Source organism: Stenotrophomonas sp. S39 (assembly GCF_016624665.1).
GTDB lineage: Bacteria > Pseudomonadota > Gammaproteobacteria > Xanthomonadales > Xanthomonadaceae > Stenotrophomonas.
In genome coordinates this window covers 22,943-35,576 of the sequence record NZ_JACVTT010000012.1, presented here as the reverse complement: position 1 = coordinate 35,576, position 12,634 = coordinate 22,943, and the positions used below count along the sequence as shown (strand labels likewise).

Annotated in this window: 11 protein-coding genes; 5 read left to right on the top strand and 6 right to left on the bottom strand. The window is 66.4% G+C overall.

The features are described from left to right. The first annotated feature begins 223 nt into the window (after positions 1–223). Positions 224–2,533, top strand: a complete 2,310-nt coding sequence (locus tag IAE41_RS05580) for an autotransporter outer membrane beta-barrel domain-containing protein (RefSeq protein WP_200732387.1) — start codon at positions 224–226, stop codon at positions 2,531–2,533. 426 nt (positions 2,534–2,959) lie between these two features. Then, a complete protein-coding gene (locus IAE41_RS05575) occupies positions 2,960–3,208 on the top strand; it encodes a hypothetical protein (protein WP_200732386.1) in 249 nt (82 codons plus the stop codon). A gap of 126 nt (positions 3,209–3,334) precedes the next feature. Here IAE41_RS05575 and IAE41_RS05570 read toward each other — a convergent pair whose 3' ends face one another. From IAE41_RS05570 to IAE41_RS05560, 3 genes are all read right to left on the bottom strand, one after another. After that, positions 3,335–5,347: a DUF4034 domain-containing protein gene (locus IAE41_RS05570; protein WP_200732385.1), complete on the bottom strand. Its 2,013-nt coding sequence runs from the start codon at positions 5,345–5,347 to the stop codon at positions 3,335–3,337. 121 nt (positions 5,348–5,468) lie between these two features. Next, positions 5,469–5,789, bottom strand: a complete 321-nt coding sequence (locus IAE41_RS05565) for a thioredoxin family protein (RefSeq protein WP_200732384.1) — start codon at positions 5,787–5,789, stop codon at positions 5,469–5,471. A 4-nt stretch (positions 5,790–5,793) separates the two neighbouring features. Then, positions 5,794–6,210, bottom strand: coding sequence for a host attachment family protein (locus tag IAE41_RS05560; protein WP_200732383.1), 417 nt, complete (start codon positions 6,208–6,210; stop codon positions 5,794–5,796). Between the two features lie 597 nt (positions 6,211–6,807). On the opposite strand from IAE41_RS05560, the gene proP reads away from it, so the two are divergent. Both proP and IAE41_RS05550 read left to right on the top strand, forming a co-directional pair. Beyond that, positions 6,808–8,295, top strand: a complete 1,488-nt coding sequence (proP, locus tag IAE41_RS05555) for a glycine betaine/L-proline transporter ProP (protein WP_200732382.1) — start codon at positions 6,808–6,810, stop codon at positions 8,293–8,295. A 107-nt stretch (positions 8,296–8,402) separates the two neighbouring features. Beyond that, positions 8,403–9,491, top strand: coding sequence for a catalase family protein (locus IAE41_RS05550; RefSeq protein WP_200732381.1), 1,089 nt, complete (start codon positions 8,403–8,405; stop codon positions 9,489–9,491). A gap of 14 nt (positions 9,492–9,505) precedes the next feature. Here the strand turns inward: IAE41_RS05550 and IAE41_RS05545 are convergent, their stop codons facing one another. Both IAE41_RS05545 and IAE41_RS05540 read right to left on the bottom strand, forming a co-directional pair. Then, the gene (locus IAE41_RS05545; RefSeq protein ID WP_200732380.1) at positions 9,506–11,083 is read right to left on the bottom strand and encodes a PAS domain-containing protein; all 1,578 of its coding nucleotides are present in this window, start codon (positions 11,081–11,083) and stop codon (positions 9,506–9,508) included. A gap of 9 nt (positions 11,084–11,092) precedes the next feature. After that, on the bottom strand, positions 11,093–11,494 hold the full coding sequence (locus IAE41_RS05540; protein WP_108760729.1) for a response regulator: 402 nt from the start codon (positions 11,492–11,494) through the stop codon (positions 11,093–11,095). 148 nt (positions 11,495–11,642) lie between these two features. Between IAE41_RS05540 and IAE41_RS05535 the strand changes: the two genes are divergently transcribed. Next, complete coding sequence (locus IAE41_RS05535; RefSeq protein WP_200732379.1) at positions 11,643–12,041, top strand: OsmC family protein; 399 nt, start codon at positions 11,643–11,645, stop codon at positions 12,039–12,041. 10 nt (positions 12,042–12,051) lie between these two features. Here the strand turns inward: IAE41_RS05535 and IAE41_RS05530 are convergent, their stop codons facing one another. After that, positions 12,052–12,516 carry an Lrp/AsnC family transcriptional regulator gene (locus IAE41_RS05530; protein WP_079222062.1) on the bottom strand — a complete coding sequence of 155 codons (465 nt, stop codon included), beginning with the start codon at positions 12,514–12,516 and terminating at the stop codon, positions 12,052–12,054. Positions 12,517–12,634 lie beyond the last annotated feature (118 nt).

The window sequence follows — 12,634 nt, the reverse complement described above, 5'->3', positions numbered from 1 at the left end:
CTTTCATCCATACCCCGCCGTATAGCCTTCTCTACAACCTTCAACGGCGCGTGAAGGGACCAACGACGCATACCGTCGTGGATGGAGTGGATGCCACCTTCACCGCGCTACTTCTGAACGGGTTCCGCCTCACAGATTCTTCACCTCGCATGAGCGAATCAATAACGTTCCGAAGTGAGCGTGGTTCCTTTTCTGAAAGTCCTCTTTCAACTGGAGTTCCGTCATGAAGATCGCAGTTCGTCGTTCCCTTGCGCTGGCCATCGCCGCCGGCATCACCCTCGCCTCCACCGTGCAGGCGGGCAGCCTCAGGCCCGGCCAGTCCGCGACCGTCAATGCTGGAGACCCCGTTGAAGGCTGGATCGCTCACGGCGCCAAGCTCATTTTCAACAATGGTGGTGCCGCCACATCGGTGAGCGTCAACGATGGGTCCACGCTTGCCATGACGGGAGCAACGGCCACCGCTGCAGATATCTTCGCTACAGTCACAAGCGCCTCCTCCAACGCAACCATCGTTGGCACCCGCATGCAGAACAGCGCTGCCGCAGGGTTAGCGGTAACCAACGGTGCATCGGGCGGCGCAGCAGGCACCGCAACGGTGACCGACTCGACCGTCATCGGCCAAGGCATCGGCAGCTATGTTCTGGGCGGTGTACTCACGCTGAGCAATACCACAGTTGATGGAACCGGCATCGGGACCGGGCTTCTTCCGCCCGAAATTTCATCGGGCTTGGCGGTTTTCTCCAATTCAAGCGTCAGCATCACCAACGGATCTGCCGTCACAGGGGATCAGAACGGCATCGTGGTGGAGGACATCGGTGGAACGCTCACCAGCCCGATCAGCGACAACACTCTTACGATCGACAGATCGCGCGTTGCCGGCCGAAACGGCTCAGGTATTGTCGTCAGGGGCGCCGGGTTCATCGCTCCTACCACGATCAACGTTCTCAATGGCAGCACCGTCAGCGGCGGCAATGGCGTAATTGCCGAAGCCGTCGATGGCGGCACTCTGAATCTGAACGTCGGCGCGTCGCAATTGCAGGGCACGCTTCGTGCCGATGCAACCTCGCAGCTGCACGCCAAGCTTTCCAATGGCGCCGTATTGAACGGCGTCATGACCAATGTCACCAGCGCCACGCTGGACGCTGCCACCTGGAACATGACCGGCAATTCCACGGTCGGCACACTGGATCTAGGCAACGGCACGGTTTCCCTCGGCGACGGCTCCGCCTTCCACACCCTCAACGTGGCCGGCAACTTCACCGGCAACGACGGTACGATCCTGTTCAACACGGTGCTGGCCGGCGACGATGCCGCCACCGACAAGCTGATCATCAGCGGTGATACCAGCGGCAGTGCCAACGTGCGCGTCAACAACGTCGGCGGTGCCGGTGCGCAGACCAACCAGGGCATCGAGCTGATCCAGGTCGGCGGTGCGTCCAACGGCCAGTTCAACCTGGCCGGTCGCGCGGTGGGTGGCCAGTACGAGTACTTCCTGTTCAAGGGCACCGGCACCGATGGCAACTGGTACCTGCGTTCGCAGCTGCCGACCCTGCCGGACCCGTGCGTGGTGGACCCGACCCTGCCTGAGTGCAACCCGGTCGATCCGGATCCGGTGCTGCGCCCGGAACCGGGGGCCTACCTGGCCAACCTGCAGGCCGCGCAGACCATGTTCCGCCTGGGCTACCACGACCGCAACGCTGGCCAGAATGCCGGCCGCGCCTGGGCCCGCGTGGATGGCTCGCGCAATGGCTTCGATGCCATCAGCCGCCAGCTCGACATCCGCGGCAACAGCCAGGCGCTGACGGTCGGCGCCGATGTGTGGCGTCACGATTCGGGCAGCAGCGTGGGCGTGATGCTGTCCACCGGCAATGCCAGCAGTACCTCCACCAATGAGCTGACCGGCTACTACGCACGCGGCAAGGTGAAGGGCGAGGCCCTGGGCCTCTATGGCACGTGGCGCGGTGGCAACGATGCTGACCCGTATGCCGGCTTCTATGTGGATGGATCGGTGCAGCGCGCCCAGTTCCGCAACCGCGTCGAGGGTATCGGCCTGGCCGGTGAGCGTTACGACAGCCGCGCGTGGCAGGGGGCCGTGGAAACCGGTTATGCGTTCCGCGTGGGCGGTGCCAGCAATGGTGGCATCTTCCTGGAACCGCAGCTGCAGGTGGGCTACAACCGCTGGGACAGCAACCGCCATACCGAGGCCAACGGCACCGTGGTTGGCACCGAAGACGCCGATGGCCTGTTTGGCCGTGCAGGCCTGCGCCTGTCCGGCGTGACCCGCTGGGGCAACGGTACCGCGGAAGTTCAGCCCTACGTGGCCGCCAACTGGCTGCACACCCGCGCCGAATCGCAGATCCGCATGGATGATGAAGTGGTGGATGCGCGCATCCCACGCAGCCGTGGCGAGTTCAGCGCAGGCGCTACGATCCGGTACGCGAGCGGGATGGGCATCTGGGGTGGGGTGTCGCTGCAGCGCGCCAGTGGCTACCACCAGAACGCGGCCCAGGTGGGCGTGAGTTACAGCTGGTAAGACGCTTTTGGCGTTGTTGAGCGGCTCCGGTGTGTGTGCCGGGGCCGTTCTTTTTTCCTGATGCGAAGCCCAGCGCAACAAGCGCAGTGATTTACGATGGGCGCGTTGCGCCGTACCGTGACGCATTCAGACCATTTGTAGGGCTGTGTGTTCAAGCGCTCTTGGAAGCGCCGCAACTGAGGCCACGCGATGAAGAAAAATAAGCTGGATCCGCTGCGATGGCGGAGTGCAGGATGGCGGCGCAGTGGCGTAACCGCTGCCGGGCGTGGAACCCCGAAATGAATCAAGAGGACTGCTTGCCGTGACTACGGCGGGCGGTGCGCGGCGGCCGCATGGCCCACCGGCTTTTTCCTCTTGTTTCAGCCGAAGTTCCACCCGCGTATCGCCCGCCACCTACGGGTGGCCCACTCTTGCAGGAGCCATCGCATGTCACCTGAAGCACCCACCATCACCAACGAAGTGGAATCGCTGTTCTTCCGGCTGGAACACGCCCTGTACACCGCCGAAGGCATGGCGACGATGATCAACGAGAACGAACCGCCGGACCCGGCGGCGCATGGCCGCCCGGGCTACAACGTGCACAAGGTCAGCTCGGCCATCATTGCCGTCAGCCAGCGTGGCCGCCGGTTGCTGGGTGAACTGCGTGCGCACCACGGCCCGATTACGTTGCATTGAGGCCCGGGTGGGTAGAGCCGAGCCCATGCTCGGCTGCCCTCTCAGCCGAGCATGGGCTCGGCTCTACAGACACAGCAGTCGAGCATGGCTCGGCTCTACAGACACAGCAGTCGAGCAAGCTCGACTCTACTGCAGGCCGTCGCTGACGCGCTCCAGCGCCTGCCGGTAGCGCCGGCTGCCGAACAGGCCGCGCTGCAGCGTCGTGCGCAGCGCCAGCACGTCCTCATCGTCCGGCTGCTGCGCGCAGGCGCGCTCGGCCCAGAACACCGCCCGGTCGAAGTCGTGCTCGCTGCGTGCGGCGTAGTACTGCGCCAGCATCCAGGCGGCCTGCGTCCACGCCTGGCCAGCCCAGAATTCGAGGGTCTCCAGCAGGCGTGGCAGGCGACCTTCGGCAGGCACCTGCGTGCGCAGGTAATAACCGACGCCGGCCACGCAGCTGCGCACCCGACGCTGCAGGCGCTCGCCCCACTCCTCTTCGGTCGCAGCCAGTTCCAGGCAGCGCAGCTCGCAGGCGTTGGACAGATGCACCAGTTCGTCCACACCCATGCCCGCAATGCCGCCCTCCTCCAGCCCGCGGTCGTAGACCAGGCTGAGGTTGTAGAGCGCGCGGCCACTGTCCTGCTCCGCTGCGCGGCGGTACCACTGGATGGCCAGCGCAGGATCGTAGGCCGGCGCATGCTCGAAATAGTGGTAGCCCAGCGCGGCCTGCATTTCCGGGAAGCCCAGCTCGGCGCCGGCCTGCGCCATGTGCAGCAGCGCGGTGTGCTGCTGCGTTTCGTCGAAGGCGTAATAGACGTCGTTGAACGGACAGTCCGCGCCCGGCGCTGGCACCGCCATCAGCGTCGCCGCATGGCGATAGGCCGCCTCGGCCTGTGCTGCATCCGGCGTCACGCCGCACCAGCCGGTGTCGCGCAGTGCGCCCTGCATCACCGCCGCCCAGGCAGAATTGCGCCACTGCCGCGCGACGACCGGCGCCAGCCACTCGCCCATGCCGGTGGCGGCGGCCGCGTGCAGCATGCGCATCAACTGGTGATCATCAAACCCGCGCGGCACGCTGGGGTCGGCCGCCTGCGCATAATACGCCGCGGCCATATCGGTGTTGTCCACCCGCGATGCAAGTTCGGCCAGCTGCAGGTGGATGCCCGTGCGCTCCAGTGCCGACTGCGGCTGCGCCAGCAGTTCCATGCCGCGCGCGAACGCCTGCTGGACCGCGCCGCGGTTGCCGGTATCAATACTGTCCACGTCGATGGCATCCAGCCAGGCGACCATCCGCAGCTGGTTGCGCTGCGATGCATCGAGGCCTTCGGCCAGGGGGCCATCGGCCAGCGCCAGGATCTCGTCATGGCTGCCACCCCAACGTGGCGTGCGCAGCCGCGCGTAGGTGTCCAGCAACGGCAGGCCATGGCCAGCGGCCTGCAGGCCATGGCCAGCGGCCTGCAGGCCCATCTGCAGCCAGGCCAGCGCCGGCTCCGGCGAAGCGCCGTCTGCCTCGATCGGGTCGCCATCCTCGTCCAGCTCCGGCGGCAGCGGAATGGCGGTCGCCCACGACGCGGGCAACTGCGCCGGCAGCGCCGGCAGGCGGGGTGCCTCGGCCATCCACGCACCCAGCAGTGCCTGCATGTCGCGCCAAGGGCCGGCGCCATCGGCGGGATGGAAGCCATCATGCATCCAGTCGCTCATCCACACGGGAACGCCGAAGGCAGCCACGCTGCGCATCAGCTGGTGCAGCAGCGGCCAGCACAGTGGCCCGCGATCGGCCAGAGCGATGGCATGAACGAACAGCGCGGTCTGCGCGGCGTGCACGCTCGACCAGGCGCCCTCGCCCACCGAAGCAGTCCAGCCCGAGCCACGCGCATCGACGGCGATGCGGTCCCAGACCAGCGCTGCCAGCAGCAGCGGCGCGTCGGCCTGCGGCGAGGCCTGCTGCCAGGCAGCCAGTGCCTGCCACAACGTGTTGATCGGCAACGCCTGCGGAGGGGCAAGCAAGGCGAGCACGCGCGCGCCGCCATCGGCGTCCTGCGGCGCGAGGAGTTCAGGCAAGGCGGACTCGATGGCCTCGAAGCGATGGGCGAGCAGGTCATCCCAGATCGCGGGTGCGGCAAGACGCCGCGGGGATTCAACGGAAAGCGGAGAGGTCATCAGGATTCAAGCAGAGCGACAGCACGCGCGGAGTATAGCGCTGCGGAAGGGGCGGCAATTCCCGAAGCAGGGATCAAGAGCAGCCGAGCGCAGGCTCGGCTCTACCGGACTCCGGGGTCTTTCACGGTAGTGCTGCCACCAGCGTGGACAGATCCGCGCTGTCCACCGGCCGCACTACGCGGGCCACTTCCTGGCCGTCGCGCAGCAGCACGACAGTGGGCCACAGCTTCACCTGGAATGAGCGGCCCAGCGGCTTGCCCTTGCCATCTTCAATTTTCCAGTGCGGCAGGTCATGCGCGTCCACGAAAGCCTGCAGCGCCGGCTGCGCGGCCTGGCAATGGCCGCACCAGGGTGCGCCGAACTCGATCAGCAGCCAACCCGCCTGCGCATCGACATCGCTGCGGGCCGGCTCGACGGCCTGGTGGTCGCGCATGAACGGCATGCGGTTACGCCGCCAGTGCGCGCTGGATGTCTTCCAGCGGCGCGTTGGTGAAGTTCTTGGCGAGATCATCCAGCAGGCGCGCCTGCGCTTCCTTGTGCAGCAGTGGGCGGATGCGGCCCAGGGTGATCGGGTCAGCCACCAGGATCAGGTGCGTATAGCGGTTCTTCAGCGCATCCTCGTTCAACTGTTCGGCCACCTGCTTGGCGAACGTAGCTTCGTTGAGCTGGGAAATGGACATGTCCTTCGGCACGGCACCGGAAGGGCCCTGGCCCGACACGCCCTGCTCGCTGATGTCCTGCAGGCGCAGCTCGCCCTCCTGCTTCAGCGTCAGCTGATGATCGGTGCCGACGTTGGTGAACACGCGCGCCGAGCCACCATCGGTGACGACGACAAGGGTACCTTCGGGAATGCGACGGGTCATGCGATGCTCCGGTTGCGTTGGTTCGCCACCACCGTAAAGGCTGCGTTGTGAGCGATGCGGCCACACTGAGTCCACAGCATGTCATCGCAGCGCGCACATGAACAGGCACGCTGGAACACAGCGTCCGCCCGTGGCCGCTTCGCTGCATGTTCACGCCGTAACCGTTATCATGAACGGATGATCGACACGACGTACTACGTGGCAGGCACGCCTGTTACGTGGGAAGCACGGCCGACCGGCGTACCGCTTGCCACACCCGCTCCCACCCCTTCATTCCTTCGCCGCGTGCAGGATCCGGGTGGATGACGCCGCTCAGGCGCTGATCTTCGCTGCTTTTCCGATGCGCACCCAGCCTGTTCCGGTCAGCCCGTTCTGATCGGCGGCACGTGCCATCACCGCTGGCATTGATCTTCACCAGCCCTCGCCGATCCACGGCGTAGTTTCCCGTGCGTGGTCTTTTCCCGTACGTCCTGGTCCAGCGTGGACCGCCCGCACCGATGCCCCTGCGCCAGTTGCGCCAGCATCGCCGTTTCCGATTCTCGGGACACACCACACCGCCTATTCCGCACTCCAATCCAAGAACAGAAAGGACGTCCCATGCAGGACAACCCCGATGCCCATGCCCATTTCGGCTGGTTCAAGCGCCGCCGCCACCTGAACGTCGACGAGATCACCGTTGTCGACAAGCCCATGCTCAAGCGCGCCGTCGGTGCCGCTGCACTGGGCAACGCGATGGAATGGTTCGACTTCGGCGTCTACGGCTACCTTGCCGTGACCATTGGCCAGGTCTTCTTCCCCTCCAGCAACCCCACCGCGCAGGTCATCGCCGCCTTTGCCACCTTCACCGTGGCGTTCCTGGTGCGCCCGCTGGGCGGCCTGGTGTTCGGCCCGCTGGGTGACCGCTACGGGCGGCAGAAAGTGCTGGCCTTTACCATGATCCTGATGGCGCTGGGCACGTTTGCCATCGGCCTGATCCCCTCCTACGAGCGCATCGGCATCTGGGCGCCGGTCCTGCTGCTGCTCGCGCGCGTCGTGCAGGGCTTCTCCACAGGCGGCGAGTACGGCGGCGCGGCGACCTTCATCGCCGAATATTCCACCGACCGCAACCGCGGCCTGATGGGCAGCTGGCTGGAGTTCGGCACGCTGGGCGGCTACATCGCCGGTGCAGGCACTGTCACCGCGCTGCACATGCTGTTGAGCAGCGAGGACATGCTGGACTGGGGCTGGCGCATTCCGTTCCTGGTGGCCGGCCCGCTGGGCCTGCTCGGCCTGTACATGCGCATGAAGCTGGAAGAAACCCCGGCCTTCCGCGCCTTTGCCGAAGAAGCCGAGAAGCGCGAGCACGACCGCCCGGGCCTGGGGGACCTGTTCCGCGTGCATGGCCGCCAGCTGCTGGTGTGCATGGGCCTGGTGCTGGTGTTCAACGTCACCGACTACATGCTGCTGACCTACATGCCCAGCTACCTGAGCGTGACCATGGGGTATGCCGAGAGCAAGGGCCTGCTGCTGATCATCATCGTGATGCTGGTGATGATGCCGCTGAACATCGTCGGCGGGCTTTTCAGCGACAAGCTGGGCCGCCGGCCGATGATCATCGGTGCCTGCATCGCGCTGCTGGTGTTGGCCGTGCCCTGCCTGCTGCTGATCGGCAGCGGCAATGACTGGCTGATCTTCCTCGGCCTGATGCTGCTCGGCCTGGCCCTGGTGTGCTTCACCAGCTCGATGCCCTCCACGCTGCCGGCGCTGTTCTACACGCCGGTGCGCTACAGCGCACTGTCGATCGCCTTCAACGTGTCGGTCTCGCTGTTCGGTGGCACCACGCCGCTGGTCACCGCCTGGCTGGTCGAGCGCACGGGCGACCCGCTGGTGCCGGCCTACTACCTGATGGTTGCGGCGGTGGTCGGCCTGGTCACCATGATGTTCGTGAAGGAGACGGCGAACATGCCGCTGCGCGGTTCACCGCCGGCCGTGGCCAGCGACAAGGAAGCCGCTGCGCTGCTCAAGAGCGATGTCCCGGTGACCGTGGACCCGACCCTGCCGCCGCTGCCGGACGCCGGTGACGGCGAGGCACCCAAGCCTGCCTGAGGCATCGCAGGCGCCCGCGCATGGGTCGTGAAAGCGGCCCATGCCGGCCCTGCACTGGCGGATAACCGCAATCACGCATGCTGGCTTCATCCCTGATGGAGCCAGCCATGCGCCCGCTACTTTCCCCCGTTCCGTTCCATGCCGGCATGGAGCAGCCCGAGGCTGACGAAGCTGAGACCATCGATGCGTTGCGCGATGTGTTCCTGGACATGGCCCGCACGGTCGCCGCCGCTGAAGGCCACGCGCATCGCGCCGTGCACGCCAAGGGCCAGGCCCTGCTGAAGGGAAAGTTGCAGATAGCAGACAACCTGCCAGAGGAGCTCGCACATGGACTGTTTGCCGCGCCGGGCGCGTATGAAGCGGTCGTGCGCTTCTCTTCCCCGCCTGCCGAGCAGCTGCCGGACACGGTGTCCACGCCACGTGCGATTGCGCTGAAGATTCTTGGCGTGCCGGGCGAGCGCGTGGCGGAAAGCGAAGAACAGCACAGCCAGGACTTCCTGATGGTCAACGGCCCGGCCTTCACCAGCCCTGGCCCCAAGGGCTTCCTCCGCTCCACCAAGCTGCTGGCGGCAACCACCGAGCGCATGCCGCGCACCAAGGCAGTGATTTCAGCCGCCCTGCGTGGCGGCGAGCGGCTGCTGGAAGCCGCTGGCGGCGGCAGCGGCAAGATCAAGGGAATGGGTGGCGAACCGCAGACCCACCCGATGGGCGAAACCTTCTTCAGCCAGGTGCCGTTCCGCTTCGGCCCCTATGTGGCCAAGTTCTGCCTTCGCCCCGTCTCCGCGACGTTGCTGTCGCTCAGCGGTGCGCCCGTGGAGAACAGCGAGGACAGCCAGCGCGATGCCATCCAGGACGCGCTTGCCAGCGGCCGCACTGAGCTTGTCTGGGAACTGTGTGCACAGCTGTGCCGTGACGAGCAGACGATGCCCATCGAGGATGCCTCGGTGGAATGGCCGCAGGAGCAGAGCCCGTTCATTGCAGTGGCTACGCTGCACGTTCCACCCCAGGTGAGCTGGGACGACGCCGAGTCACCGGGCATCGAGGACCGCCTGGCCTTCAGCCCATGGCACGCACTGCAGGCGCACCGGCCATTGGGCGCTTTGAATCGGGCACGCCGCGTGGTGATGGCTGCTTCGCGCGCGCATCGCTCGCAGCACAATGGCTGCCCGCTGCATGAGCCGCTTCCCGGCGCGTAGCCGGCCGCGACGCGTCAACCCGTTGCCGGTGCGTCGGTCTGCAGCAGGCTGTCCCGGTCCCGCAGCGGGAAACGGATGTGGGCATCCACGCCGTCGGCGCGGAACAGCAGCTGCCCGCTGCCGGCCAGCTCGTAAGGCACCCGCTTCTCGATGAGCGAGCAGCCGAGCCCGCGTCGCTGCGGTTGCGACCAGCCGTCCACGGGCGAATGCCGCTCGCACCAGTGCAGGGCCAGCCAGGGACTATCCCCCACCTGCACCTGCACGGACCACGAAACTTCGATGCGACCATTGCTGCGGATGGCCCCATACTTGAGCGCGTTGGTCGCCAGTTCGTGCACGGCCAGCGAGAGGACCTCGGCAGCCTTCGGCGGCAGCAGCACGTCAGGGCCTTCCAGCAGATACTGGTCAGAACGGTGCACCTGCACCGATATTTCCTCGTCCAGCATGCCGCGCAGGCAGACCCCCGCATTGTCACCGCGGGTCAGCAGCGCCTGGGTGCGGGCCAGTGACATCAACCGGCCGCACAGCCGCTCGGCATACTCTTCGACGCTGCCTACGGTTTCCTGCGTGCGCCACGCGATGGCGTGGATCATCGCCATGATGTTGCGCACCCGGTGCTGCAGCTCGGCCAGCAGCACGGCCTGGCGCTCGGTGGCGCGCTTCAGCGTATCGATGTCGATGGCGATGGCGAACACACCGGTGACTTCGCCCTGCGCATCCCGCAACGGCGCCGCTGCAACGCGTGTCCAGCGCACCTGTCCATCCTCGTGGGTGAACTGGAATTCCAGCCCTGGCACGACCGTGTCGCCGCGAAGCGCGCGCGCTACGGCAAAGTCTTCCGGGCCGATCAGGCTGCCATCCTCATGCCAGCCCTGCCAACGCGGCATGTTGCGGCTGTCGCGTGACGGCAGTTCGCCGCTGGGCAGGTAGGCGCGCATCTGCTCGTTGGACTGCAGCACGCGGCCTTCGGTATCGACGATGCACAGCCCCACCGGAAGCATCTGGAAGGCCAGTGACAGGCGCTCGTCGCTCTGCCGCCTGCGTCGCTGTTCATGCTCCCGTGCGGCGTGCGCGGCATGCGCGGCGGTCGTCTCGAACATCGTGACGAGCACGCCATCGATGCGCCCGCACGCATCACGGATGGGGCTGTAGGTAATGGTGAACCAGATGTCTTCCAGCACCCCCTGCCGGGCAAGCGGATACAGCTTGTCCTCGTAGGTGATGGTTTCGCCCTGCCATACCCGAGCATAGATGGGCCCGTTGATGTGCCACACCTCGGGCCAGCAGATGCGGGTCGCCTGGCCCAGGCCGTGCGGGTGCTTGTCGGCCAGGATCTCGGCGTAGCCGTCGTTGTACAGCTGGACCAGTTCTTCGCCCCACAGCACGATCATCGGGAAGCCGTGGGCCAGCATCAGGTCCACGGTCGCCCGCAGGTGCGGCGCCCAGCCGTCACGGTCCCCCAGCGGGGTGGCCGACCAGTCGTGCCCGGCGATCCGTTCGGCCATGCCGCCGCGCAGCGCGTGCAGCGGCGGCGACGTGGGCAGCACCGGCGTCGTGGCGACGGGAGCGCTCAGCTCCATCCGGCTAGCCATGCGGCACCTTCAACTGCCACCTGCGGTGGCGCGGCGGGCATGCACCAGAGTCTCCAGCTGCTGGGCCAGCGCCTGGATGTGGTAGGGCTTGGCGCAGCGAGGCGCATCGGCAAAGCGGCTGGGCACGTTGTCGTCATAGCCGGACGTCAGCAGGAACGGAATGCCGGCGGCCGCCAGCCGATCCGCCAAGGGGTAGACCTGCTCGCCCCCCAGGTTGATATCCAGGAGGGCGACATCGATGGGCTGCTCGTCGAACAGCCTGTTCAGCGCGGCGAGGTCACCAGCGGGGCCCACGATGTGCACGCCCTTCAGTTCCAGATAGTCGACCAGAAACATGGCAATGGCGAATTCATCTTCCGCCACCAGCACACGCACCCCTTGCAGGCCCGGGTTATCAACGGCTCCCAACACGTACAACGCTCCTGTCCAGGCGGCACCTCCGTCTGTTGCAGGCAAAGGGTGGCCAATCGGCCTACAAGATCGCGTGACGACAGGGCCACGTACCGGTGCCGGGCCGGCGGCGGTACCATTTCCCGGCCTCCACTTTCCTGTGCCCCCAATGGCCTACGCACGCATCACCTCCACCGCCGACAACTACCTGCACCACGTCAGCAACGGCACGTATTCCGTTTATGCCGACGAACCGGCGTCGCTGGGCGGCCAGGGCCGCGGCTTCGCCCCCTTCGACCTGTACCTGGCCTCGCTGGCCTCATGTACGGCCATCACCCTGCGCATGTATGCCCAGCGCAAGGGCTGGGAGCTGGGCGAGTTCCACGCCGAACTGCGGTCGGAGCGCGACGCGGACGGTCGCCTGCATGTGCACCGGGTGCTGCACGCCAGCGCCGAGCTGAGCGATGCGCAGTGGTCGCGGCTGCTGGAGGTGGTGGAGAAGACCCCGGTGACCCTGGTGATGCGCGAGGGTGCCCGCATCACCAGCGAGCGCGGGCAGGTGGGCTGAGAGCCGGAGCTCAGAGCGGCAGCTCCGTGGTCTGCTTGATCCGCTGCATCGGGATCTCGGTCTTGGTGTTCTGCACGCCCGCGATGCGGTTCAGGTGCCGGATCTGGAACTGCCGGTACGCATCCAGGTCCGCCACGGCCACCCGCAGCAGGAAGTCGCAGTCACCCGCCATCAGGTGGCACTCGAGCACCTCGGGGAAAGACTTGATGCTGTTGATGAAGTGGTTGGTGGTGTCCTCGTCCTGCCCGCGCAGCCACACCCGCACGAACACCGTGAAGCCGCGCCCGACCTTGGCCGGGTTCAGCAGCGCCACGTAGCGGTCGATGTAGCCCCCCTCCTCCAGCAGCCGCACCCGGCGCAGGCAGGCCGACGGAGACAGGCCGACCTGCCGGGCAAGCTCCAGGTTCTGCAGCCGCCCGTCACGTTGCAGGGCATCAAGGATGCGGCGGTCCAGACTGTCGAGCTCGTTCTGCATGGGATTTCACTGGAATGGCGATGGCGCGCACAGGATTGCAGATATTCGGATCATCACGGCATCAACGCAACCCGATTCGAGGGGCTGGCCGTTAGCATGGTCGTCCCCCCACCCGCGA

Coding starts and splice junctions, on each gene's coding strand:
- IAE41_RS05580 (WP_200732387.1), top strand. CDS start 224: ATGAAGATCGCAGTTCGTCGTTCCCTTGCGCTGGCCATCGCCGCCGGC.
- IAE41_RS05575 (WP_200732386.1), top strand. CDS start 2,960: ATGTCACCTGAAGCACCCACCATCACCAACGAAGTGGAATCGCTGTTC.
- IAE41_RS05570 (WP_200732385.1), bottom strand. CDS start 5,347: ATGACCTCTCCGCTTTCCGTTGAATCCCCGCGGCGTCTTGCCGCACCC.
- IAE41_RS05565 (WP_200732384.1), bottom strand. CDS start 5,789: ATGCCGTTCATGCGCGACCACCAGGCCGTCGAGCCGGCCCGCAGCGAT.
- IAE41_RS05560 (WP_200732383.1), bottom strand. CDS start 6,210: ATGACCCGTCGCATTCCCGAAGGTACCCTTGTCGTCGTCACCGATGGT.
- proP (WP_200732382.1), top strand. CDS start 6,808: ATGCAGGACAACCCCGATGCCCATGCCCATTTCGGCTGGTTCAAGCGC.
- IAE41_RS05550 (WP_200732381.1), top strand. CDS start 8,403: ATGCGCCCGCTACTTTCCCCCGTTCCGTTCCATGCCGGCATGGAGCAG.
- IAE41_RS05545 (WP_200732380.1), bottom strand. CDS start 11,083: ATGGCTAGCCGGATGGAGCTGAGCGCTCCCGTCGCCACGACGCCGGTG.
- IAE41_RS05535 (WP_200732379.1), top strand. CDS start 11,643: ATGGCCTACGCACGCATCACCTCCACCGCCGACAACTACCTGCACCAC.
- IAE41_RS05530 (WP_079222062.1), bottom strand. CDS start 12,516: ATGCAGAACGAGCTCGACAGTCTGGACCGCCGCATCCTTGATGCCCTG.